Source organism: Flavobacterium pallidum (assembly GCF_003097535.1).
In the GTDB taxonomy this organism is placed as follows: Bacteria; Bacteroidota; Bacteroidia; order Flavobacteriales; family Flavobacteriaceae; genus Flavobacterium; species Flavobacterium pallidum.
In genome coordinates, this window is the sequence record NZ_CP029187.1 from 686,673 (window position 1) to 707,609 (window position 20,937).

Annotated in this window: 18 protein-coding genes; 8 read left to right on the top strand and 10 right to left on the bottom strand. The window is 43.9% G+C overall.

All coding sequences use genetic code 11. The features are described from left to right. Window positions 1-101: 101 nt before the first annotated feature. Window positions 102-1,091: a ribonucleotide-diphosphate reductase subunit beta gene (locus HYN49_RS02700; protein ID WP_108902684.1), complete on the bottom strand. Its 990-nt coding sequence runs from the start codon at window positions 1,089-1,091 to the stop codon at window positions 102-104. A 268-nt stretch (window positions 1,092-1,359) separates the two neighbouring features. Then, window positions 1,360-1,932, bottom strand: coding sequence for a DUF3109 family protein (locus HYN49_RS02705; protein ID WP_108902685.1), 573 nt, complete (start codon window positions 1,930-1,932; stop codon window positions 1,360-1,362). Window positions 1,933-2,071: 139 nt separating this feature from the next. Here HYN49_RS02705 and HYN49_RS02710 point away from each other — a divergent pair, with 139 nt between their 5' ends. Genes HYN49_RS02710 through HYN49_RS02720 form a run of 3 tightly spaced genes read left to right on the top strand, consistent with a single transcriptional unit; the run spans window position 2,072 to window position 3,501 of the window. Then, window positions 2,072-2,647, top strand: coding sequence for a MarC family protein (locus HYN49_RS02710; protein ID WP_108902686.1), 576 nt, complete (start codon window positions 2,072-2,074; stop codon window positions 2,645-2,647). Window positions 2,648-2,688: 41 nt separating this feature from the next. Continuing rightward, the gene (locus HYN49_RS02715) at window positions 2,689-2,889 is read left to right on the top strand and encodes a hypothetical protein (protein WP_108902687.1); all 201 of its coding nucleotides are present in this window, start codon (window positions 2,689-2,691) and stop codon (window positions 2,887-2,889) included. Window positions 2,890-2,892: 3 nt separating this feature from the next. Continuing rightward, window positions 2,893-3,501: an FAD-dependent oxidoreductase gene (locus HYN49_RS02720; protein WP_108902688.1), complete on the top strand. Its 609-nt coding sequence runs from the start codon at window positions 2,893-2,895 to the stop codon at window positions 3,499-3,501. Here the strand turns inward: HYN49_RS02720 and HYN49_RS02725 are convergent. The 3 genes from HYN49_RS02725 to HYN49_RS02735 form a co-directional block, all read right to left on the bottom strand. Beyond that, window positions 3,491-5,074 (bottom strand): S41 family peptidase, encoded by a 1,584-nt coding sequence (locus HYN49_RS02725; RefSeq protein ID WP_108902689.1) that lies wholly within the window; start codon window positions 5,072-5,074, stop codon window positions 3,491-3,493. The genes HYN49_RS02720 and HYN49_RS02725 overlap by 11 nt on opposite strands. After that, window positions 5,071-5,499: a deoxycytidylate deaminase gene (locus HYN49_RS02730; RefSeq protein WP_108902690.1), complete on the bottom strand. Its 429-nt coding sequence runs from the start codon at window positions 5,497-5,499 to the stop codon at window positions 5,071-5,073. Before HYN49_RS02730 ends, HYN49_RS02725 begins: the two co-directional genes overlap by 4 nt. Window positions 5,500-5,567: 68 nt before the next feature. Next, complete coding sequence (locus tag HYN49_RS02735; protein WP_108902691.1) at window positions 5,568-6,164, bottom strand: HupE/UreJ family protein; 597 nt, start codon at window positions 6,162-6,164, stop codon at window positions 5,568-5,570. Window positions 6,165-6,325: 161 nt separating this feature from the next. Here HYN49_RS02735 and HYN49_RS02740 point away from each other — a divergent pair, with 161 nt between their 5' ends. After that, window positions 6,326-6,757, top strand: a complete 432-nt coding sequence (locus tag HYN49_RS02740) for a tellurite resistance TerB family protein (RefSeq protein ID WP_108902692.1) — start codon at window positions 6,326-6,328, stop codon at window positions 6,755-6,757. A 92-nt stretch (window positions 6,758-6,849) separates the two neighbouring features. Here HYN49_RS02740 and fbp read toward each other — a convergent pair whose 3' ends face one another. Next, on the bottom strand, window positions 6,850-7,857 hold the full coding sequence (fbp, locus tag HYN49_RS02745) for a class 1 fructose-bisphosphatase (protein WP_108902693.1): 1,008 nt from the start codon (window positions 7,855-7,857) through the stop codon (window positions 6,850-6,852). Window positions 7,858-8,059: 202 nt separating this feature from the next. Between fbp and HYN49_RS02750 the strand changes: the two genes are divergently transcribed. The 3 genes from HYN49_RS02750 (at window position 8,060) to HYN49_RS02760 (ending at window position 13,370) form a co-directional block, all read left to right on the top strand. Further along, on the top strand, window positions 8,060-8,539 hold the full coding sequence (locus HYN49_RS02750) for a GNAT family N-acetyltransferase (RefSeq protein WP_108902694.1): 480 nt from the start codon (window positions 8,060-8,062) through the stop codon (window positions 8,537-8,539). A 64-nt stretch (window positions 8,540-8,603) separates the two neighbouring features. Then, window positions 8,604-9,863, top strand: a complete 1,260-nt coding sequence (locus HYN49_RS02755) for an aspartate kinase (protein ID WP_108902695.1) — start codon at window positions 8,604-8,606, stop codon at window positions 9,861-9,863. 108 nt (window positions 9,864-9,971) lie between these two features. Next, entirely contained in the window at window positions 9,972-13,370 is a 3,399-nt protein-coding gene (locus HYN49_RS02760) for a hypothetical protein (protein ID WP_108902696.1), read from the top strand. Between the two features lie 404 nt (window positions 13,371-13,774). Here HYN49_RS02760 and amaB read toward each other — a convergent pair whose 3' ends face one another. The 4 genes from amaB to HYN49_RS02785 all read right to left on the bottom strand — a co-directional run bounded on the left by amaB (window position 13,775) and on the right by HYN49_RS02785 (window position 17,909). Next, window positions 13,775-15,331 carry an L-piperidine-6-carboxylate dehydrogenase gene (gene amaB / locus HYN49_RS02770; RefSeq protein WP_108902697.1) on the bottom strand — a complete coding sequence of 519 codons (1,557 nt, stop codon included), beginning with the start codon at window positions 15,329-15,331 and terminating at the stop codon, window positions 13,775-13,777. 371 nt (window positions 15,332-15,702) lie between these two features. Further along, complete coding sequence (locus tag HYN49_RS02775) at window positions 15,703-16,242, bottom strand: 3-hydroxyanthranilate 3,4-dioxygenase (RefSeq protein WP_108902698.1); 540 nt, start codon at window positions 16,240-16,242, stop codon at window positions 15,703-15,705. 116 nt (window positions 16,243-16,358) lie between these two features. After that, complete coding sequence (locus HYN49_RS02780; RefSeq protein ID WP_108902699.1) at window positions 16,359-16,715, bottom strand: hypothetical protein; 357 nt, start codon at window positions 16,713-16,715, stop codon at window positions 16,359-16,361. A 93-nt stretch (window positions 16,716-16,808) separates the two neighbouring features. Then, window positions 16,809-17,909, bottom strand: coding sequence for an endonuclease/exonuclease/phosphatase family protein (locus tag HYN49_RS02785; protein ID WP_108902700.1), 1,101 nt, complete (start codon window positions 17,907-17,909; stop codon window positions 16,809-16,811). A gap of 134 nt (window positions 17,910-18,043) precedes the next feature. On the opposite strand from HYN49_RS02785, the gene HYN49_RS02790 reads away from it, so the two are divergent. Further along, complete coding sequence (locus HYN49_RS02790) at window positions 18,044-20,920, top strand: carboxypeptidase-like regulatory domain-containing protein (protein ID WP_108902701.1); 2,877 nt, start codon at window positions 18,044-18,046, stop codon at window positions 20,918-20,920. Window positions 20,921-20,937: the final 17 nt, after the last annotated feature.

The window sequence follows — 20,937 nt, forward strand, 5'->3', positions numbered from 1 at the left end:
CCGTTCGCCTTTCAGGCTCGTGTCCGCTGCGATCGAGGCTGCAAATCCTCGTCTCCGGACGTTATCCGGAAATAATGAACGTAATTTACGGGCGTGAAAATCTAAAAATCGGCGTCGAAACTAATCTTTTGTGCGTCTGTATCGTTCCCGCTGCCGCTGTTCAACACACCGGCTTTCTGGTATTCAGACACTTTCTTTTCAAAGAAATTCGTTTTCCCCTGCAGTGAAATCATGTCCATGAAATCAAAAGGGTTTGAGGTATTGTATTCCCGGTCGCAGCCCAATTCCACCAAAAGGCGGTCGGTCACGAACTCGAGGTATTGTGTCATTAGATTGGCATTCATCCCGATAAGGCTCACCGGCAGGGACTCGGTAATGAATTCGCGCTCAATGTTCAAAGCATCAACGATGATTTCGCGGATGCGTTTCTTCGGAACTTTATGGATCAGGTGATGGTTGTGCAAATGCACCGCGAAATCGCAATGCACGCCTTCATCACGGGAAATCAATTCGTTAGAAAATGTCAATCCCGGCATCAGGCCGCGCTTCTTCAGCCAGTAAATCGAGCAGAAAGCACCGGAGAAGAAAATCCCTTCAACGGCTGCAAACGCAATCAGCCTTTCCGCGAATGAATCAGATTCAATCCATTTTAGTGCCCATTCGGCTTTCTTCTTAATCGCAGGAAATACTTCAAGTGCATTGAACAATTCGTCTTTTTCAGCTTCGTCTTTTACATACGTATCGATCAAAAGCGAATAGGTTTCGCTATGGATGTTTTCCATCATGATCTGGAATCCGTAGAAGAATTTCGCTTCGGCATATTGCACTTCGTTGACGAAATTCTCGGCGAGGTTTTCGTTTACGATACCATCTGAAGCAGCAAAAAACGCAAGAATGTGTTTGATGAAATATTTTTCCTCCGCATTTAGTTTGTTGTTCCAGTCGTTCAAATCCTGCGATAAATCAATTTCTTCGGCGGTCCAGAAACTGGCCTCCATCTTTTTGTACCATTCCCAAATGTCATGGTGCTTGATCGGGAAGATTACAAAACGATTTTTATTTTCCTGTAAGATGGGTTCCTGAGTCGACATGCTTCGTTAAACTTTATGGTTTTAGGGGTATTATTTGGCTCTTTCAGAGTGATACAAAGATTGGCATTTCAGACGGTTTATAAAAGCCAAAAAAAGCAGACTTATCCACAATAAGAGGGAGTTTTTAACAAAGCGGAAATTTATGTGAAAGGTTTTTCTTGATTTACAAACGGCTGTTTTTCAACTTATTATGAAATTGATTTTCAGCTTAAGTACCGTCAAATATAGGAATTTCAGTTGCGGGAAATCTGCGGAAGCGGGGAATGAATTACCCTTGTTTTTTTAATTCCGCAGCCACTTTTTCAAGCTCGGCATACCAGTCTTCGCCAAACCTGCGGATGAGCGCTTCTTTGACGAATTTATACACCGGGACTTCCAGTTCGGCGCCCAAAGCACAGGCCGGATCACAGATGTCCCAGCGGTCATAATTTACTGCCGCGAACTCCGTAAAATCCTTCACCCGTATCGGATACAAATGACAGGAAACGGGTTTTTTCCATTCGACTACACCCTGGTTGTAGGCTTGCTCAATACCACAAAGTGCAGTTTTCCCGTCGAAAATCACATAGGCACAATCCTTGTTGTCTATCAGGGGCGTTTCAAGATCGCCGTCAGTACCCGTGACCCAAGTGCCCTGCGCTTCAATGGCAGCAATGCCTTCCTTGCGGAGGAATGGCTTGACTTTGGGATAAATTTCTTCGAGAATTTTAGTTTCTGCCTGGCTTAAAGGCGCACCGGCATCGCCATCGACGCAACAGCCGCCGTGGCAAGCGGAGAGGTTGCACACGAAGTCATTCTGCAGAATCTCTTCCGAAACGATGGTTTTTCCTAATTGAAACATGCAGCAAAGATACTCAGTTATTTGGATTTTCAGATTTTCGGATTTTCAGATTTCGATAATTCCTCACGAACGAATAATTAACGCAATTTTAGCGTCGTTCCGGTTTTAAAGCGATAATTTTGCGGCACAAATCCTAAGTATGAATTTCGATATCAGGCAAATCATTACGGTTACCATGGTGCTCTTTGCGGTGATCGACATTGTTGGGTCCATCCCAATTATTGTCGACCTGAGGAGGAAGCACGGCCATATCGAATCTGAAAAAGCGTCGCTGGTCGCTGCCATCATCATGGTCGTTTTCCTGTTTGCCGGAGAGGAATTGCTGAATCTGATCGGGATCGATGTCAATTCGTTTGCGGTAGCCGGTGCCTTCGTATTGTTTTTCCTGGCTTTGGAAATGATCCTCGGCATCCGTATCTACAGGGACGAGGAATCGAATTCGGCATCCATCGTACCGATTGCTTTCCCGCTGATCGCAGGTGCGGGGACAATGACAACACTGCTTTCGCTACGCGCGCAGTTTTATGCGATTAACATTATCGTTGCCATAGTACTGAACATTATCCTTGTCTATTTTGTGCTCCGGTCTTCAGGCAGGATTGAAAAATTACTGGGTAAAAACGGCTTGGGCGTCATACGCAAAGCATTCGGCGTGGTGCTGCTGGCCATCGCTGTTAAATTATTCGCTTCTAATGTTAAAGCATTATTCGTTTAATCCATTTTTTATTACTTTGGATAAAAATTTTTTAAAATAAAATGAAGATATTTACCACTATATTAATTTTTTTAGCATTAGCGCTTATTGTATTCAATATTACGCAATTGAATTTCAAGAACTTGCTCGCGGGCGACAGCCTTGTAGCGATGATTGGCATTGTCGCTTCATTTTGCGCCGTCTTCATATTGATTATTTTCAGGATGTCAAAAGCGATTGAGCACAAGACAAAAAACCAATAATCCATGTTTGATGTTTTGATTTTTGGCGGCGGCGTTTCAGGCATGTCGTGCGCTTTGGTCTTAGGCTCCGCTATTAATAAAGCGTATGCTGCCGATAAAAAAATAGGCATTTTCACACACCAGAAAACCTCTAACCTCCAGGAAGCGCTTTTCAATAATGCGTATGGTATCGAGCCTGGAACTACCGGTGCCGATTTGCTGATTCAAAGTACAACACAGCTTGCGCAAAAATACCCGCACGTCATACAGCTTCCCAATGAAAAAGTGATGAAGGTGGAAGGTTCTTACCCTGAGTTTACCGTTACGACGAACAAGGATATTTACAAAACAAGGTCTATTGTCATCGGCATCGGGTGGACAAACACTTTTGCGATTGAAGGTTTGACGCAATATGTTGAGCCACATAAAAAGGCCATTCCTGAGAAAAACCGCATCCAATTAAAAAACCAGGACCACAAAGTTGCCGAGGGTATTTATGTTACCGGAACCCTTGCCGGATGGAGAAGCCAATTGGCGATTGCGGCCGGAAGCGGCGCGGCTGTTGCAACCGATATCCTCACCGGATGGAATGGAGGCAATCAAAGCCAGTCCCACGACAGCATTAAGAAGTAGCCGGCTTATTCAGGATGGCATTGATCATCGCGTCACGGGACAGGATGATCTCAAAATATTTATTTTCTCCAAACAATTGCTGCGCAAATTCGGCCAGGATATACCTTTTCACAAGCTCTTTTTCCTGATCAAGGTTGATGCTCATGCCGTTTTCCGAAAGGTATTTTGAAAAGGCTCCAAAGTACGTGTCCTTTTTCTTCATGAAGGCTAAAAATGCCGCATAATCCATTCCTTTAAAAATTTTACGGTTATGCTCCAGCTGTTCAAAAACAAAATACCCCGTCACGCCCGATTGCAGCATATATCCTAATCTTTCGTCCCCATGGACTGTTTCAAGCGGTACGAAAACATCTGGAACGATGCCGCCACCGCCATAAACGATTTTCCCCTTTGGGGTGCGGAATTTCAGCGTGTCGGCAATTTTGATACTGTCTTTCTTATACAATTCCCCGCTTTCAAAACGGTGCCCGAAATCCTTATAATATGCTTCTTTTCCGTGTTCGTATGATTTTTGGATGGAACGCCCCGTTGGCGTGTAATATCTCGCCACGGTGAGCCTCACCGCCGACCCGTCGTCAAAGCTCATTTCCCGCTGCACCAGGCCTTTCCCGAACGAACGCCTTCCTACAATCGTACCACGGTCATTATCCTGTATTGCCCCTGCAAAGATTTCACTGGCAGAGGCCGCATTTTCATTGATCAAAACATATAAATTCCCGTTTTCAAAATCACCCCGTGTAGAAGCGTATGTCTTTTCAATCTTGCCTTTCTTGCTTTTGGTAAAGACGATCATACGTCCTTTCGGGAGAAATTCATCTGCGATTTCAACAGCCTTTTCCAGATAGCCCCCGCCGTTGTCGCGTACATCGACGATGAGGGTTTTGGCACCCAGCTTTTTCAGTTCCAGAAGCCCTTTATGGAATTCGTCATAAGTGGTTTCAGCAAAGCGGTTGATCTTGATATATCCGTCGGTTTTATTGATCATCAACGCGACATCCACGCTTTTAATCGGCACGACATCACGCTTTACGATTACATCGAAACGCTTGTTTTCGCTTTTGCGTAAAATGGTCAGCCTTACTTCAGAATCCACTTCGCCCTTCAGCCTTGCATATAAATCTTCAGTAGAAAATTTCCTTCCGAAAAGCCTTTCCTTATTAGCATATAAAATACGGTCCCCGGCGATAATCCCGGCCTTATCACAGGGGCCGCCGGGCATTGGCCTGATGACGGAAACCGTGTCGTTATACATGTAAAAATTGACGCCGATGCCCACGAAATCGCCTTTCATACTTTGGGAAACATCTTCCATCTCATTCTTTGCGATGTATACGGAATGCGGATCGAGCTTGTCGAGGATGTTGTTTACGGTCAGATCCACGATGGAGTCCGTATTGACATCGTCAACATATTCATTGTCAATGAAGTCGATGAGTTTGTTGAGCTTACTCTTATGTGTATTTGAGGAAAGAATTTCGCGGTCCACCGGAATGTTGAGTATTGTTCCAAGCACAATTCCCAGCGCCAGCGTGGTAAAAATCAAGATCGGTAAATAAAGCCTGTCCTTTTTCATGATTCCGATTCAATATGCACCACCTCAACACCGGCCTTTATTAAAAAATCAATCCCGGATTCATCACGGTAGCCATTGCTGTACACCACGCGTTTAATTCCGGATTGATGGATGAGCTTGCTGCATTCCCTGCATGGCGAAAGTGTGATATATAAAGTAGCACCTTCGCAGGATTGTGTGGAACGCGCCACTTTAGAGATGGCATTGGCTTCCGCGTGGAGCACATACCATTGCGTTAGCCCGGTTTCATCTTCGCAGCAATTGTCGAAACCGCTTGGCGTGCCGTTGTATCCGTCAGAGATAATCATCCTGTCTTTTACGATAATAGCGCCTACCTGCTTGCGTTTGCAATAGGACAAAAGCCCCCATTCCTTTGCGATGCGCAGGTATGCTTTGTCGTATTTGTTGCGTTTTTCGATGCTCATAATGTAAAAGTAGGGATTATTTTTTGGCGAAAGTAAACGAATTTATCTGATGTAAAAGCTTTGCATTGTTAATGTTTATTCCAAAGCCAATGGTCGACAATCATCGGAAGTACCACACCGGTAACAAATGATGCCATGACAAGTGTCCAGTCGCGTTTTGAAAAACGGAAAAATGTCTGGACGACATACGACAAGATCAAAACAATCAATACGACAATGATCTGCGCTGCTTCGATTCCGAGCGCAAATTCGAGCAATGGCAATAATTTATCCGAAGCCGTTCCCGGCAGCAATTGCTTAAAATAACCCGAAAACCCAAGTCCATGGATGATCCCGAAAAACAGCGTGACGAATCCGATAATGCTGATGCTTTCGGTTTTAGAGGATTTCCCTGCGGTAAAAAGATGGAACAGCGCCGTAATTAAAATCGTAATCGGGATCATAAATTCTACCAAACCGGGATTTACGGAAACCATTCCGTACACTGAAAGTATCAATGAAAGTGTATGCCCTAGCGTAAAGAAACTTACCAGGATTAACACCCGTTTCCAATCCTTAAAAGCATATGGGACGGTGAGCGCGATCAGGAACAACACATGGTCGTAGGCATTGATGTCGAGCACATGCCGCAATCCGATTTGAAAGTAACTCCAAAATTCAGACATCATAGGGTAACAATTTAGGGTCCCCAAACATACAATTATTTTTCAAAAGAAGCGATTCTGGTTGAAATCCGTAGTAAAAACCGCTGAAAATCTTTGCAATTAACTTCCATTAAAATTGAAATACTTTTATATTTGCAGGACAATTTAAACCAAAGATAATTATGTCATTTTCAGATTTATTTGATAGCGAATTCAAGACCAGGAATAAGGGACACTTTTCAGCAATCGTGCGCGTGGCATTGGCTGATGGGATTATGGTTCCGGAAGAAAAATCATTTTTGGACAAGCTTGCCGGAAAACTGGATATCACCTCGGACGAGTATGAGGAAATCCTTGAAAATCCTATGAAATACCCGATCAATCCACCCTATTTATACACGCAAAGGCTGGAACGCCTTTATGACCTGTCACGTATGGTACACGTCGATCACCATCTGGGTGACAAGCAGGATGTATTGCTTAAGAAATTCGCATTGGCGCTGGGCTTCACGCCTGGCAATGTAAACCATATTGTAAATAAGGCGATGTCATTGGTCGATAAAAAAGTCGATAGCGATACTTTTATTTATGAGATGCAGCACATGAATAAATAGTTGCTGAGTAAAATTACAGAATAAAGAAAAAGCTTCCCGTATTGGGAAGCTTTTTCTTTAACTTTTTTTGAAAACTCCGGAAACTCAGCAACTCAGCTGCTTTTCCTCATAAACTCCTCTGCCTTTTCCACCATATTATAGCTTCCGCAGAAGAATGGTACGCGCTGGTGCAGTTCTGTAGGCTGGATTTCCATGATGCGCCCGAAACCGTCTGAAGCTTTCCCTCCTGCCTGTTCAGCTATAAATGCCATCGGGTTGCATTCGTATAAAAGGCGTAATTTCCCTTTCGGGGCTTTGGAGCTGGTGGGATAAATATAGATCCCGCCTTTGATCATATTCCTGTGAATGTCTGAAACCAGGCTTCCGATGTAACGCGAAGTATACGGGCGGTCGCCTTCTTCAAGCTGGCAATATTTAATGTAATCCTTTACGCCTTGCGGGAAATGCACATAATTCCCTTCGTTGATGGAGTAGATTTTCCCATCTTTACTGAACTGCATATTCGGGTGCGAGAGATAAAAAGTCCCGATTGCCGGATTCAGCGTAAAACCATTCACACCATGTCCCGTCGTATAAACCAGCATTGTAGATGTGCCGTAAATCACATAACCCGCAGCCACCTGTGCCGTTCCCGGTTGCAGGAAATCTTCAAGCGTTACCGGAGTACCCACTTCGGTAATCCTGCGAAAAACTGAAAATATGGTCCCCACGGGAACGTTCACATCAATGTTTGAAGAGCCGTCCAAAGGATCCATCAGCACAACATATTTGTTATTGTGCCCTTCGTCCAGTCCCTGGACCGTGATGAAATCGTCATTTTCCTCTGAAGCGATGCCGCACACGATTTCACGGTTGATGAGCGTTTGTATGAACACCTCGTTGGCATATACGTCCAGTTTCTGCTGGTCTTCACCCTGCACGTTCTGTTCGCCAGCCGCACCGATGATGTCCACCAATCCTGCCTTGTTTACTTTATAGTTCACGACTTTCGCCGCAAGCCTGATCGAATTGATGATCTTGGACAATTCCCCGGTCGAGTAATTATGGTCTTTCTGCTTCTCAATGATGAATTCCCCTAAGGTCCTGTTGCGTTCTTCCATTACGAAATCGTTGTAGTTAGTTAGGCACAAAAATATCGGTTTTTTTGTGAAATTACCGCCGATTTCGAAAGATAGTTTTCGGGATTTGTATATTTGTCATTGAACACGAATCCCATAGCCCGGATGGCAGCGAAAATCCTTTTGTTTTTTTCTTTAAAAAACAAAAGATTGCAGCGAACAGCCGGATAAGCTCCTGAAAAAAATGATCATAAGAAAAGGCGAAAAAAAAGACATGCCCGCCGTATTGGCGCTTGTAAAGGAACTTGCGGTTTTTGAAAAAGAACCCGAAGCAGTCGTCGTGACTGTGGAAGACCTGGAACGCGACGGTTTTGGCGAAAACCCGTTATTCCATACATTCGTAGCGGAGAAAAATGACGGCCATATCGTAGGGATGGCGCTGTACTATTACCGTTATTCAACCTGGAAAGGCCGCACGATACACCTCGAGGATTTGATTGTCACCGAGGCCATGCGCGGCACCGGCCTGGGCCTGATGCTGTACAGCGAGATCATCGCGCAGGGCAAACGCGACAACGTGCGCCGCATCGAGTGGAATGTATTGGACTGGAACACACCCGCCATTGATTTTTATGAAAAGTCCGGCGCAAGGATTTTAACCGACTGGCGCGTGGTGAATATGGATGAGAACGGGATTGAAACTTTTTTAAATTCCAAAAAATAAATACCAAATTCCAGAATTCCGGTCAAAATTGGAATTTGGGATTTTTCAAATTGAAATTTTTATTATGCGAATATTCAAATTTGGCGGGGCGTCGGTAAAAGACGCGGCAGGAATCCGGAACGTGCATGACGTATTGCAGAAAGTGGGCTATGAGGACGTACTGCTTGTGGTTTCCGCAATGGGAAAAACGACCAATGCATTGGAAGTCGTGATTAAGAATTACTTCGAAAAATCAAAGGAACTGCAGGCCTCAGTACAGGAAGTACGCAAGTATCACAACCAAATCCTGCTCGATTTGTTCGATGATGAAAAGCATGCGGCGTTTACGGATGTGAATCGGTTGTTTGCCGATCTGGACGCGTTCCTTTCACAAAATAAATCCCCGAATTACAATTTCGTTTACGACCAGGTCGTGAGTATGGGCGAATTGATTTCGACGACCATCCTGGCGAATTTCATGAATCATATGGGCATCAAAACCAATTGGATTGACGTGCGCCATTTCATCAAGACGGACAATACGTACCGCGATGCGAATGTGGACTGGGAACAGACGCAAAAGAACATTTCCAAAAATGTGAAACGCAAAGTCCTGAATATCACCCAGGGTTTTTTAGGCTCCGATGACAACAATTTTACGACAACGCTGGGTCGTGAAGGTTCTGATTATACCGCAGCGATTTTTGCGTATTGCCTCAATGCGGAAAGCGTCACGATCTGGAAGGACGTACCGGGCGTAATGAATGCCGATCCGCGTTATTTTGAAAATGCTACGTTGCTGAACCAGATTTCGTATCGCGAAGCCATCGAGCTCGCGTTTTATGGCGCGACGGTCATCCATCCGAAAACGTTGCAGCCGTTGCAGCGCAAGGAAATCCCATTATTTGTAAAATCGTTCCTGAAACCGGAATTGCCGGGAACCAGCGTATCGAAAGGAAAAGACCTCGAACCGCATTTGCCTTGCTTCATCGTAAAAAAAGAACAGCTTTTGATTTCCCTTTCATCAATAGATTTTTCTTTTATCATGGAAGAAAACATCAGCGAGATTTTCAGCCTGTTGCATCAATATAAGATGAAAGTAAGCCTGATCCAGAATTCGGCAATCAGTTTTTCAGTGTGTATTGAGGATAAATTCGGAAATTTCAATGAATTGAAAACGATACTTTCGAAGAAATTCAAAGTCGCTTACAACGAAAATGTCTCTCTGTATACCATCCGCCATTTTGATGAAAAAGCCGCCAGAATCGTCGAGAAAAACAAACAGGTTTTGCTGAAGCAGATGAGCCGGGAAACGATGCAGGTCGTGACGAAGGAAGTGAATTAGGTGATGCGGTAATTGGAAAATGAGATAATTTAGCAATATATCCGGTAACGCCCACATTTTCTAATTTTCTAATTATCAAATTTTCTAATCAAATCTACGTTGTAACGGATGTTTAAAAAGTGGCTTGCGATATGTTCGGTATTGTTTTTTTCGGGGATGTATGCCCAGGAAATCCAGTCGCCATACCGAAATCAAAAAATCGTAGCCACGCGCGACACGATCCGTTTGGACAGTGTGAGCATTAATCCTTCCTTTTTTAAACTTTCCGACAGGAACGGAAACCCGGTTGATTCGCTTTCGTATCAAATCAATTTTGCAAAAGGCACTTTGGTATTTCATGAAAATGCCGCCGTTTTAAACGATTCGGTTTCTATCCGGTTTTTAAAACTTCCGGAATTTCTTACCAAAGAATACAGCATTTATGACCGTTCACAAATAGTAGAAAACGGATTGTATACAATTTCCCGTGATCCCATAAAACAATTTGTCCCTTTCGAAGGATTGAATACATCCGGAAGCATTACCCGGGGGATTACCGTTGGGAACAACCAGAATGCCACGGTAAATTCTTCGCTGGACTTACAGATTACGGGGAAAATTTCGGATAAGGTAAGCCTACGTGCCTCCATACAAGACACCAATATTCCGCTTCAGGAAGGCGGTTACTCTCAAAAACTGGATGAATTCGACCAAATTTTCATCGAGCTTTTCAGTGACAAATGGAACATCCGCGCCGGGGATCTTTTCCTTGAAAACCGAAAATCGAAATTTCTCAATTTCAGCAAAAAAGTGCAGGGGCTCGCCGCATCTTTCGATTTCGGCACGCCTGAAAACAAGACATCGGTTTTCGCATCGGCGGCATTGGTCCGTGGGCAATATGCCAAAAGTACGTTTACGGGCCAGGAAGGGAACCAGGGCCCATACAAACTCAAAGGCCCTAACGGCGAGCTTTTTATCCTTGTGATTTCAGGCTCGGAAAGGGTTTATGTCAATGGTATTTTGCTGAAACGCGGCGGAAGCAATGATTATGTCATTGATTACAATGCGGGCGAAATTACTTTTACGTCGCTTTTCCCGATCACTTCTGAAATGCGCATCAACATTGAATACCAATATTCAGACAAGAATTATACCCGGTTCGTAACTTATGCAGGCGCTTCACACGAACAGGAAAAGTGGAGCCTGAGTGGTTATCTGTATTCTGAAAATGATGTGAAAAACCAGCCGGTGCAACAGAATCTTTCTCCGGAGCAAGTACAGGCCTTGTCCGCGGCAGGCGACAATCCCACTGAAATGATTGTGCCTTCAGCTTATGAAGATACTTTTTCTGAAAATAAGATTTTGTATAAGAAGGTATTGTCCGATGGTGTCGAAATATTTGTACATTCTACCAATCCCGATGACACTTTATACAATGTCCGGTTTTCCTCAGTGGGCAGTAACCAGGGGCATTATGCTTTGAAAACCGTTACGGGAACCGGAAAGATCTACGAATACAAACCTCCCGTGGATGGTGAATTGCGCGGAAGTTATGAACCGGTTACGCGTTTGGTACCTCCCGTAAAACTGCAGGTTGCGACAGTTGGTGGTGCCTATCATCCGGGGGAAAAGACGAATATTGATTTTGAGGTCGGCCTCAGCAATAATGACAAAAACCTGTATTCTCATCTCGATGACGGCGACAACCAGGGTGTGGCAGCAAAAATGAATGCGAAGCAACGGCTGTATTCGGGGAAATGGACTTTGGATGCGTTTGCAAATTATCAATTCATCCAAAAGAAATTCCAGCCTATTGAGCGCCTGTTCACGATTGAATTTGACCGCGACTGGAATCTTGTAAATCCTGTCGGCGACCAAAGCCTGATAGTTACTGGTTTGAATTTCCAGCTTCCGCAGCAAGGACAATTCACGTACCAATTCGAGAAACTTGATTTTACCGAAAGTTTTTCCGGTTCACGCCACGTCGTCAACGGTGTGTTCAATCTTAAAAAACTGACGATACAGGAAAACGCCAGCTTGCTCAAAAGCGACAGCGATTATGCTTCTTCGAAATTCGTGCGCAATCAAACCCAGGCGCGTTATCATTTCGGCAAAAACTGGATCGGCGGGTCGCTGCATCTTGAGGACAATGAGGAAAAATTGAAAGCAACAAACCAATTCTCAGCTTTAAGTCAGCGTTTTACCGAATACGGCACATTTATCGGGCGTGGCGATTCGACCAAGGTTTTTGTGGAATTGGGTTACCTGCACCGTATCAATGACAGTTTGCAGAATGGTTTGCTTCAGAAAGTCAACACTTCCCATTCCTATTACATCAAATCGCGTTTGATTAAGACAGACAAAAGTGACCTGACGCTTTTCGCCAATTACCGTACCCTGAAATTTGAAGACCCGGCGAGGGAAAGCGAACCTTCGCTGAATTCAAGATTGTTGTACAACGACCGTTATTTCAACCAATTGGTGCAGGTTACGGCGGCGTATGAAAACTTCTCTGGAACGATAGCGCAGCAGGAATTCTCTTATGTCGAAGTGGATGCCGGGCAGGGCGTTTATACCTGGAACGATTACAATAACAATGGGTTGCAGGAATTGGAGGAATTTGAAATCGCACAGTTTATCGACCAGGCAAAATATGTAAAAGTATTCCTGCCGAACCAGGTATTTTTGAAGACGCACCAGAATAAATTCTCTTCGTCGGTGACACTGAATCCTTTGCAATGGCAGAATGAAAAAGGCTTCAGGAAACTGCTTTCGTATTTCTACAACCAGACTTCATTCCTTACGGAGCGGAAAATCGAAAACCACCATGGCAATTTTGATTTCAATCCGTTCGCTTCCGCAGATGATGACGAGCTGCTTGGGCTGAACTTTAACTTCCGCAACAGCCTTTTTTACAACCGCGGGAAACAGAAACATTCCGTGACCTATACCTTTCTGGAAGCGGAATCCAAAAGCCTGTTATCCGTCGGGGCGCAGCAGGCTTTCATAGGCTCGCACCAGTTACAGTATACCCACCTGCTGCAGAAAAGCTGGCTTATCAATATGGGCGGCGCTACGGGGATTTCGACTTCGCATTCGGAAAATTACAGTGCCCGCGATTATGATGTTAAAAATTATAAACTTTCTCCAAAGATATCCTACCTGTTTTCAAAAAGTGCCAGTTGGGATTTGTTCTATGAATTCCAGCAAAAGGACAACAGGATAGCGGCTATGGAAACGCTTTCGCAGCAGCGGTTTGGGACATCATTTACGTTTGCCGGAGAAAAACAATTTACAGTAAACGGGGAATTTTCATTATATCAGAACAAATTTAATGGAGATGCATTGGCACCGGTAGCTTACCAAATGCTTGAAGGACTACAGCCGGGACAAAACATGACCTGGCGTTTATTGATACAAAAGAACCTGACCCAATTTCTTGACATCAATTTAAATTATCAGGGACGTAAAAGTGAAACAAGTAAAACCATACATACGGGAAGCATACAATTGCGTGCTTATTTTTAAACCTCAATTGCCTAATTATAAGGAAAGTTCATAAATAATCACTATATTTCAATCCGGTATCGGTGAAATGCCGTAATTAATTGAATATTAATAATACATCAGGCAAAATTTTGTTTCAACGATTAATTTTATATTTTTGTGGCGTATGAAAATTGTCCCCAACAAATTATTCATTATCTGCATTATAATTGCTGTTCTCTCTTGTGGGTTTTGCCTTGCGGGACCACCTGCGGAAGGGCCACCGCCCCCTATTCCTCCAGGGCCACCGGGAAATCCGATTGACAGTGGCATCTTATATTTGCTGGTTGCGGGACTCGGATACGGAGTGTTTATGATAAACCGATATAAAACAAAAAAGGTTGCCTGATGGCAACCTTTTTTAATTTCTGGCGGGCTAAATTTCCTTACAAATCAAACTTGATTCCCTGTGCCAGTGGCAAGTTTGTCGTATAATTGATGGTGTTGGTTTGTCTTCTCATATAGATTTTCCAGGCATCAGAACCCGATTCGCGGCCACCGCCGGTTTCTTTCTCGCCACCAAAAGCCCCACCAATCTCAGCACCTGAGGTACCGATGTTTACATTTGCAATACCACAGTCTGAACCTGCAACGGAAAGGAAACGCTCGGCTTCGCGAAGGTTGTTGGTCATGATTGCTGAAGATAATCCCTGTGCCACGCCATTCTGAAGTGCGATCGCATTTTCTACATCACCTGAATATTTCAACAGGTATAATACCGGAGCGAAAGTCTCGTGCTGTACGATTTCAAAACTGTTATCCGCTTCAGCGATAGCAGGTTTCACGTAGCAGCCGCTTTCGTAACCTTCACCTGAAAGTACGCCGCCTTCTACAAGTATTTTCCCCCCTTCGGCAACCACTTTTTCAAGTGCTTTGTTGTATGATTCCACAGCATGTGTATCGATCAGTGGGCCTACGTGGTTGTTTTGGTCTAATGGATTTCCGATCCTTAATTGCTTGTATGCTGAAACGATAGCGTCTTTTACTTTATCGTACATGCTTTCATGGATAATAAGCCTGCGCGTTGAAGTACAACGCTGTCCGGCAGTTCCTACAGCTCCGAATACGGCACCGATAACAGTCATTTTTACATCGGCGTCAGGAGTGACGATGATGGCGTTGTTTCCGCCTAATTCCAGAAGTGATTTTCCAAGACGGCCTGCAACTGCCTGTGCGACGATTTTACCCATCCTTGTAGATCCTGTTGCAGAAACCAAAGGGATTCTCGTGTCGGCAGTCATTAATTCTCCGATTTTGTAATCTCCGTTGATTAAACATGAAATACCTTCCGGTAAATTATTTTCCCTGATAACTTCAGCAATGATATTCTGGCAGGCGATACCGCACAAAGGTGTTTTTTCAGATGGTTTCCAGATGCACACATCACCGGCAATCCATGCCAGCGCGGTATTCCATGACCAAACCGCCACAGGGAAGTTGAATGCCGAGATGATCCCGACAACCCCAAGCGGATGGTATTGCTCATACATCCTGTGACCCGGACGCTCTGAATGCATAGTCAATCCGTGCAACTGTCTTGAAAGCCCAACTGCAAAGTCACAGATGTCAATCATTTCCTGTACTTCTCCGTAGCCTTCCTGCAGGGATTTTCCCATTTCATAGGAAACGAGCTTTCCAAGTGCTTCTTTGTTTTTGCGTAATTTTTCTCCGAACTGACGCACGATTTCACCACGTTGTGGTGCCGGCATCAAACGGAAAGTTTTGAAAGCTTCCGTAGCAGCTGCCATTGCTGTTTCATAATCTGCTGCAGTGGACATTCTCACTTTTCCGATGAGTTGTCCGTCTACAGGAGAATAAGATTCGAGGATATCTCCGTTTGAAAAGTGGTTAACTCCTGTTGAAGTTCCTTCGTTAATATCTTTAATGCCGAGTTGGGCCAGTGCTTCGGTCATGCCGAATTGTTCTGCTATTGTTGTTGTCATAATTTAATATATCGATTGCGAGTGCAAATGTAATTAATAATTTTTCTTTTGTCTTGATACAAAAGAAACAAAAAATCAAGCCACGAACCCACTTGGCGACCTGCTACTGCTTAATGCCGAAATTAAACAAACTCGCTGCGCTCAGACAGTGTTTAATTTTTGCGGCATTTTCACAGTGCAGGTGCCCGCCTCGCGACTTATGGCAGCGCAACGGGACGTTATTTTTCCAAGTTGGAAGAAACTTTGTGCTATACAGGAACGTTTAGCCCCGATGGAAGCGGCATCCTTTTTCCTGCTTCTTTAGCGGGGAAAAGATACAGCGGACAGCGGGATTAGCTCCTGACCCGAGCGCAGCGAACTGACGCAGTAAATTAATTATCATCAGTATACTTCGGATCTGCTTCCATTATTGTACCGCATTTATCACACGTCCGCAATTCCACTGAATTATAGAAATGCTTATAATGCGGCAAAAAATCCTTCTCGATGTCGTGGAGTTCGAAGTAGATTTCGTGGAGTTTGTGGTTGCAGTTTTCGCAGAACCAGAGCAGGCCATCTGTAAATCCGAGGCCGGCACGTTTGCGTTCGATGACCAGTCCGATGGAATTTTCTGAACGGACAGGCGAATGCGGAATCCGTGCACCGTGCAGGTACATGTCGCCGGCATGGAGTTCCATTTCCTTTCGCTCACCGTCTTCCTGGATAATCACCTTTATACTGCCTTCGAGCTGGTAGAATAACTCTTCGGTTTCATTGTAATGGAAATCCTTGCGGGCGTTTGGGCCGGCAACAATCATGACGATATAATCCTGTGAATGGACGTACACGTTTTTATTTCCCACCGGCGGTTTGAGCAGGTGGCGGTTGTCGTTGATCCACTGATTGAGGTTGAAAGGTTTTGTGGAGGCCATAGCGTAAATTTAGTTGGTAAAGCCAGAAAGAAAGTCGGTATGATCTCAATGAAGTGACAACAATAACTTCCGGGCTTCCGGACTTTACTGACTTCCTAACTTAATATAAAATTAAGCTATTTTATTTGAATCTGTGTCGGATTGAAAATCTGTGGCACGGGCCCGCCATTTTTATCGATGATGATGGTGCCTTTTACAAGGATTTTTTTGCCTTTGGCAGTGGCCAGGTCTACCTTCATACGCTGTGCATACTTGACATTCAGGACGACCGTGAAGACATTATCGGGAAATGCCTTGTCGACATTAATATAGACCACACGGTTTTCCGGAGTGGCGTCCTTTACGGCAGCCACTTTTCCTTTTACCCATACTTCCTTACCGACAAAATCCTTCACACGCGTGGTAGGAATGGTATCCTGGGAAAAACCTTTTATTGCTGCAAAAAGTAATAACAGGGCGAACATTTGTTTCATAAAGTGTTGATTTTGGGAAATCTGCGGCGCAAATGTACTATTTAAAATTAAAAAAGCCGGAAATATCCGGCTTTTCTTATAACATCAGGTATACTATTTCATTTCCTTAATCAGGTAAATGTATACGGGAAAGTGATCGCTGAAACCGACTTCATTGGCCGAATGTCGCAGCGGGTATCCTTTATACTGCCCATCGGTCTGGATCATAAACGGCTTATTATAAATTCCGGCTTTCCAGTAGCGAAGGGATTCATAGCCTTCCTTGATCAATGTTTCGGAGACCATGATCTGGTCAAAAATATCTCCGGCATCGCGGTAGAAAAGTGAGGCGTTGCCTTCCTTGGCCATTTGCTCAAAAGGATTATAAACACCATATTGCTTGACTTCGGTTTTCTTAAGCTTTGCCCCTACGCCTTCCTTGACGCTTTTATTATACGTACCGTCATTGAGGTCGCCCATGCAGATAATCTTCGCATTCGGATTTACCTTGTATACAGAATCCATGATCTTTCTGGCAAGCCTACCGGCCTCTTCACGAAAAGGGCTGCTTTTCTTTTCACCTCCGGAGCGCGATGGCCAGTGATTGACCATGATATTGACTTCTTCACCATCCAGGAGCCCGGTTACCAAAAGGATGTCACGGGTATAAACACGGTTGTCCTTACTGATTTCAATCTTATCGTCCGTAGCTTCCTCTTTTTCCTTTTTGGCATCTTCCGCTTTTTGATCCCTATATATAAGGAGTGGAATATTGATGTAACTCGTTGGCTTGAAATGTTTCTTTTGGTAAAGCATCGCGACGTCGATACCACGTTTATCAGGGGAATCAAAATGTACGATACCATAATCCCATGGCTTCATTTTTGGCTGCTTGACAAGGTCTTCGAGGACACCGCGGTTTTCGATTTCGGCACCGCCTATGATCACGGGTGCATCTTTCTGTTGGTCATTGGTTCCGATTTGTGTAATGACACGGGCCAGATTTTCAAGTTTCTGATGGTATTTAGCTGATGTCCAATGCTGTGCGCCGGTTGGAAGCCACTCTTCATCATTGTTTGGATTGTTGATTGTATCAAATAAATTTTCGAAATTGTAGAATGCCACTGTCTTCACAGCGAACTTTTTTGCTTGGGAAAAGCCTGCCAATGTTGAGGATAAAACAAAAAACAGGGCTAAAAATTTTCTAATTCGCATAAATCCTATATTAATTTAAGGTCAAGTTTAACATAAACTTGGGAGCAAAAGTAGATAATATTAATTAAACATGTACATTTGCAGCCGTTAAGAAATTCTTATTCTTTCCGAATTAAATTAATTTAAACTTTTTTATGAAAAAACTTGTATTTAGTATGCTGTTTGTGATGCAGGTACTTTTTGCCTGGGCGCAACAAAACGGTACGGTTACCGGTAAAGTTGTAGACTCCAAAACACAAAAGCCTTTACAAAGCGTTGTGGCGTCGATCCAGAACACCAACTTAACGGCGCTGACTGCCGCAGATGGTACTTTTGTGATTAAGGACATCCCTGCCGGAAATGCTTTGCTGAAGATCACCAGCACGGGATATTCCCAACAGATGTTGCCTTTGGACTTAAAAGCGGGGCAAAATCTTGATTTAGGCGTAGTGGTGCTGGAGGAAGATCAAACCGAAGAGCAGCAATTGAGCCTGATTACGATTACAGAAAACGACCTTGGCGATGACAACAGCGGATCAGAAAGCACTGCGGGATTATTGCAGGCGAGCCGTGATGCTTTCCAGCAGGCAGCAGCCTTTAACTGGGGACAGGCGCGTTTCAGGGTAAGAGGCCTTGACAATGAGTATGGCGTGACGATGATCAATGGTGTTACGATGAATAAGATCTATGATGGAAGGCCGCAATGGGGCAACTGGGGTGGATTGAATGATGCTACCCGTAATCAGGAATTTACCACAGGGTCTACTCCTTCTGATTATACTTTCGGAGGCATACTTGGTACTCAGGAAATCAATACAAGGGCATCAATATACAGGCCTGGAACAAGGATATCTTTTTCCGGAACAAACACAAACTACAGCTGGAGGGCCATGGCCACCACAGCTTCAGGGATGAATAAGGACGGATGGGCTTATGTGATTTCAGCAGGCAGAAGATGGGCTAAAGAAGGTTATTTTGAAGGAACCGATTATAGCGCAAATTCAATTTTTGCCAGTGTTGAAAAGAAATTCAACGAGCACCACAGCCTGAACTTTACCTCAATTTATGCTCAGAACAGCCGCGGGAAAAATTCTCCAAACACACAGGAAATTACGAATATCGCGGGTTGGAAATACAATTCTTACTGGGGTTGGCAGGATGGAAAAAAGAGGAATTCAAGGGACAAGGACATCGAGGAGCCAATCCTTATGTTAGGACACTATTGGAAAATCAATGAGAAAAATAAACTGACTACCAATGTCTCTTTCCAACAGGGGACAATTGGCAACAGCAGGATTGATTTTTCAGGAGTGAATAACCCTGATCCGACTTACTACAGGAATTTGCCGAGTTATTTCACATCTTTGTATGAGAATGACGCGACTACAGGCCTGGTGCCGGCTTCAGCTTATGCTCCGGGAGGACTTGGAGGATTGTTTACACCAAACTACGCAGCAGCAACCAACCCATTGGACGCTAAATTTTTGGCACAAAGACAATTGGACTGGAACGCGATGTACACGGCCAACTCTACGCCAATCACATCGAACGGCATGGTGATCGGAAGGGCACCTGCGGAAAGCAAGTATATTTTATATTCAGACAGGACAGATGACACACAGTTTGTTGGAAATTCTGTTTTTAACTCGCAATTGGCAGACAATATCGTTTTGAATGCAGGCGTAACTTACCGCCACCTGAAATCACACAATTACCAGAAAGTGGAAGATCTATTGGGTGGATTGTATTTTCTGGATGTGGACACGTTCGGTGTAGGAGACCAGAAACAGTCAGATTTGAACCATCCTGACAGGCAGGTAACCGAAGGCGACGAATATGGTTATAATTACAACCTTTTGGCCAATACAATTGATGCCTTTACGCAATTCAAATTCAGCTACAAAAAAGTAGATTTTTACCTTGCACAGACATTTGCACGTTCTGAATACCAAAGGGAAGGGCTTTACAAAAACGGATACTACCCAACCAACTCTTTTGGAAAAGGCCATAAAGTGGAATTTGACAACTTCGGTTTCAAAGGTGGTGTTACTTATAAGATTTCCGGAAGAAATTATTTGGATTTCAACGGTCTTTACATGTCAAAAGCCCCGACTATGAGAAATGTTTTCCCGAATTCGCGTTTGAACAACAACATGGTGGATGGCATTGACAGCGAAACCATCAGCAGCCTTAACGGTAGTTATATCATCAGGGCACCAAAATTCAAAGCCAGGATTACAGGATACTTTTCTGAAATCAAAAATGCAACAGAAACAGCATTCTTCTTCGGTGAAGGTTTGTTCGAAGATGATGGTGGAGACGGTGGTGATGCTTTCGTAGCGGAAACACTTACACACGTAAACAAGAAAAATATTGGTGGTGAACTTGGCCTGGAATACCAGATTACTTCAACCATTAAAGCTATTGGTGCCGCAGCATATGGGCAATTTACCTATTCAAACGACCCGACGGTCAGCATCAACCAGGATGCTTTGGCAACACCGGACAACACCAACCCAATCGTAAATTTCGGCACTTCAAAATTAAAGGATTATAAAATCCCTGGCACGCCACAACAAGCGTATTCGATTGGTTTGGAATACCGCGACCCTAAATTCTGGTGGGTAGGCGCTAACGTAAACTACCTTGCTGATAATTACATCGATGTGGCTCCTGTATTAAGGACAAGCAACTTCTTTGAAAACCCATTGGGAAGCGCCGGAAACTACTTCCCGGAAGCGACAGAACAAAGGGGAAGAGAATTATTGAAACAGGAAAAATTTGACGAATTTACTTTAGTAAATTTGACAGGAGGAAAATCATGGAGGATTGGCAGCAAGACCCTTGGCTTCTTTGCAAGTGTGAATAACGTTTTTGACATCATTTACAAAACAGGTGGTTTTGAACAGGCACGTAATTCTAATTACAGGGAACTGAACCAGGATGTTTCCAGTGGAACACCATCTTTTGGCCCTAAATATTTTTATGGATACGGAAGAACATATTTCGTAAACCTTTACTTAAACTTCTAATATTTTTAAAGAAAATA

Bases quoted from the DNA above. Each gene is read 5' to 3' on its own strand.
- HYN49_RS02705 (WP_108902685.1), bottom strand. From the start codon at position 1,932: ATGTTTCAATTAGGAAAAACCATCGTTTCGGAAGAGATTCTGCAGAAT.
- HYN49_RS02785 (WP_108902700.1), bottom strand. From the start codon at position 17,909: ATGCGAATTAGAAAATTTTTAGCCCTGTTTTTTGTTTTATCCTCAACA.
- HYN49_RS02700 (WP_108902684.1), bottom strand. From the start codon at position 1,091: ATGTCGACTCAGGAACCCATCTTACAGGAAAATAAAAATCGTTTTGTA.
- HYN49_RS02750 (WP_108902694.1), top strand. From the start codon at position 8,060: ATGATCATAAGAAAAGGCGAAAAAAAAGACATGCCCGCCGTATTGGCG.
- HYN49_RS02790 (WP_108902701.1), top strand. From the start codon at position 18,044: ATGAAAAAACTTGTATTTAGTATGCTGTTTGTGATGCAGGTACTTTTT.
- HYN49_RS02720 (WP_108902688.1), top strand. From the start codon at position 2,893: ATGTTTGATGTTTTGATTTTTGGCGGCGGCGTTTCAGGCATGTCGTGC.
- HYN49_RS02755 (WP_108902695.1), top strand. From the start codon at position 8,604: ATGCGAATATTCAAATTTGGCGGGGCGTCGGTAAAAGACGCGGCAGGA.
- HYN49_RS02730 (WP_108902690.1), bottom strand. From the start codon at position 5,499: ATGAGCATCGAAAAACGCAACAAATACGACAAAGCATACCTGCGCATC.
- HYN49_RS02725 (WP_108902689.1), bottom strand. From the start codon at position 5,074: ATGAAAAAGGACAGGCTTTATTTACCGATCTTGATTTTTACCACGCTG.
- HYN49_RS02775 (WP_108902698.1), bottom strand. From the start codon at position 16,242: ATGGCCTCCACAAAACCTTTCAACCTCAATCAGTGGATCAACGACAAC.
- HYN49_RS02710 (WP_108902686.1), top strand. From the start codon at position 2,072: ATGAATTTCGATATCAGGCAAATCATTACGGTTACCATGGTGCTCTTT.
- fbp (WP_108902693.1), bottom strand. From the start codon at position 7,857: ATGGAAGAACGCAACAGGACCTTAGGGGAATTCATCATTGAGAAGCAG.
- HYN49_RS02780 (WP_108902699.1), bottom strand. From the start codon at position 16,715: ATGAAACAAATGTTCGCCCTGTTATTACTTTTTGCAGCAATAAAAGGT.
- HYN49_RS02715 (WP_108902687.1), top strand. From the start codon at position 2,689: ATGAAGATATTTACCACTATATTAATTTTTTTAGCATTAGCGCTTATT.
- HYN49_RS02735 (WP_108902691.1), bottom strand. From the start codon at position 6,164: ATGTCTGAATTTTGGAGTTACTTTCAAATCGGATTGCGGCATGTGCTC.
- HYN49_RS02760 (WP_108902696.1), top strand. From the start codon at position 9,972: ATGTTTAAAAAGTGGCTTGCGATATGTTCGGTATTGTTTTTTTCGGGG.
- HYN49_RS02740 (WP_108902692.1), top strand. From the start codon at position 6,326: ATGTCATTTTCAGATTTATTTGATAGCGAATTCAAGACCAGGAATAAG.
- amaB (WP_108902697.1), bottom strand. From the start codon at position 15,331: ATGACAACAACAATAGCAGAACAATTCGGCATGACCGAAGCACTGGCC.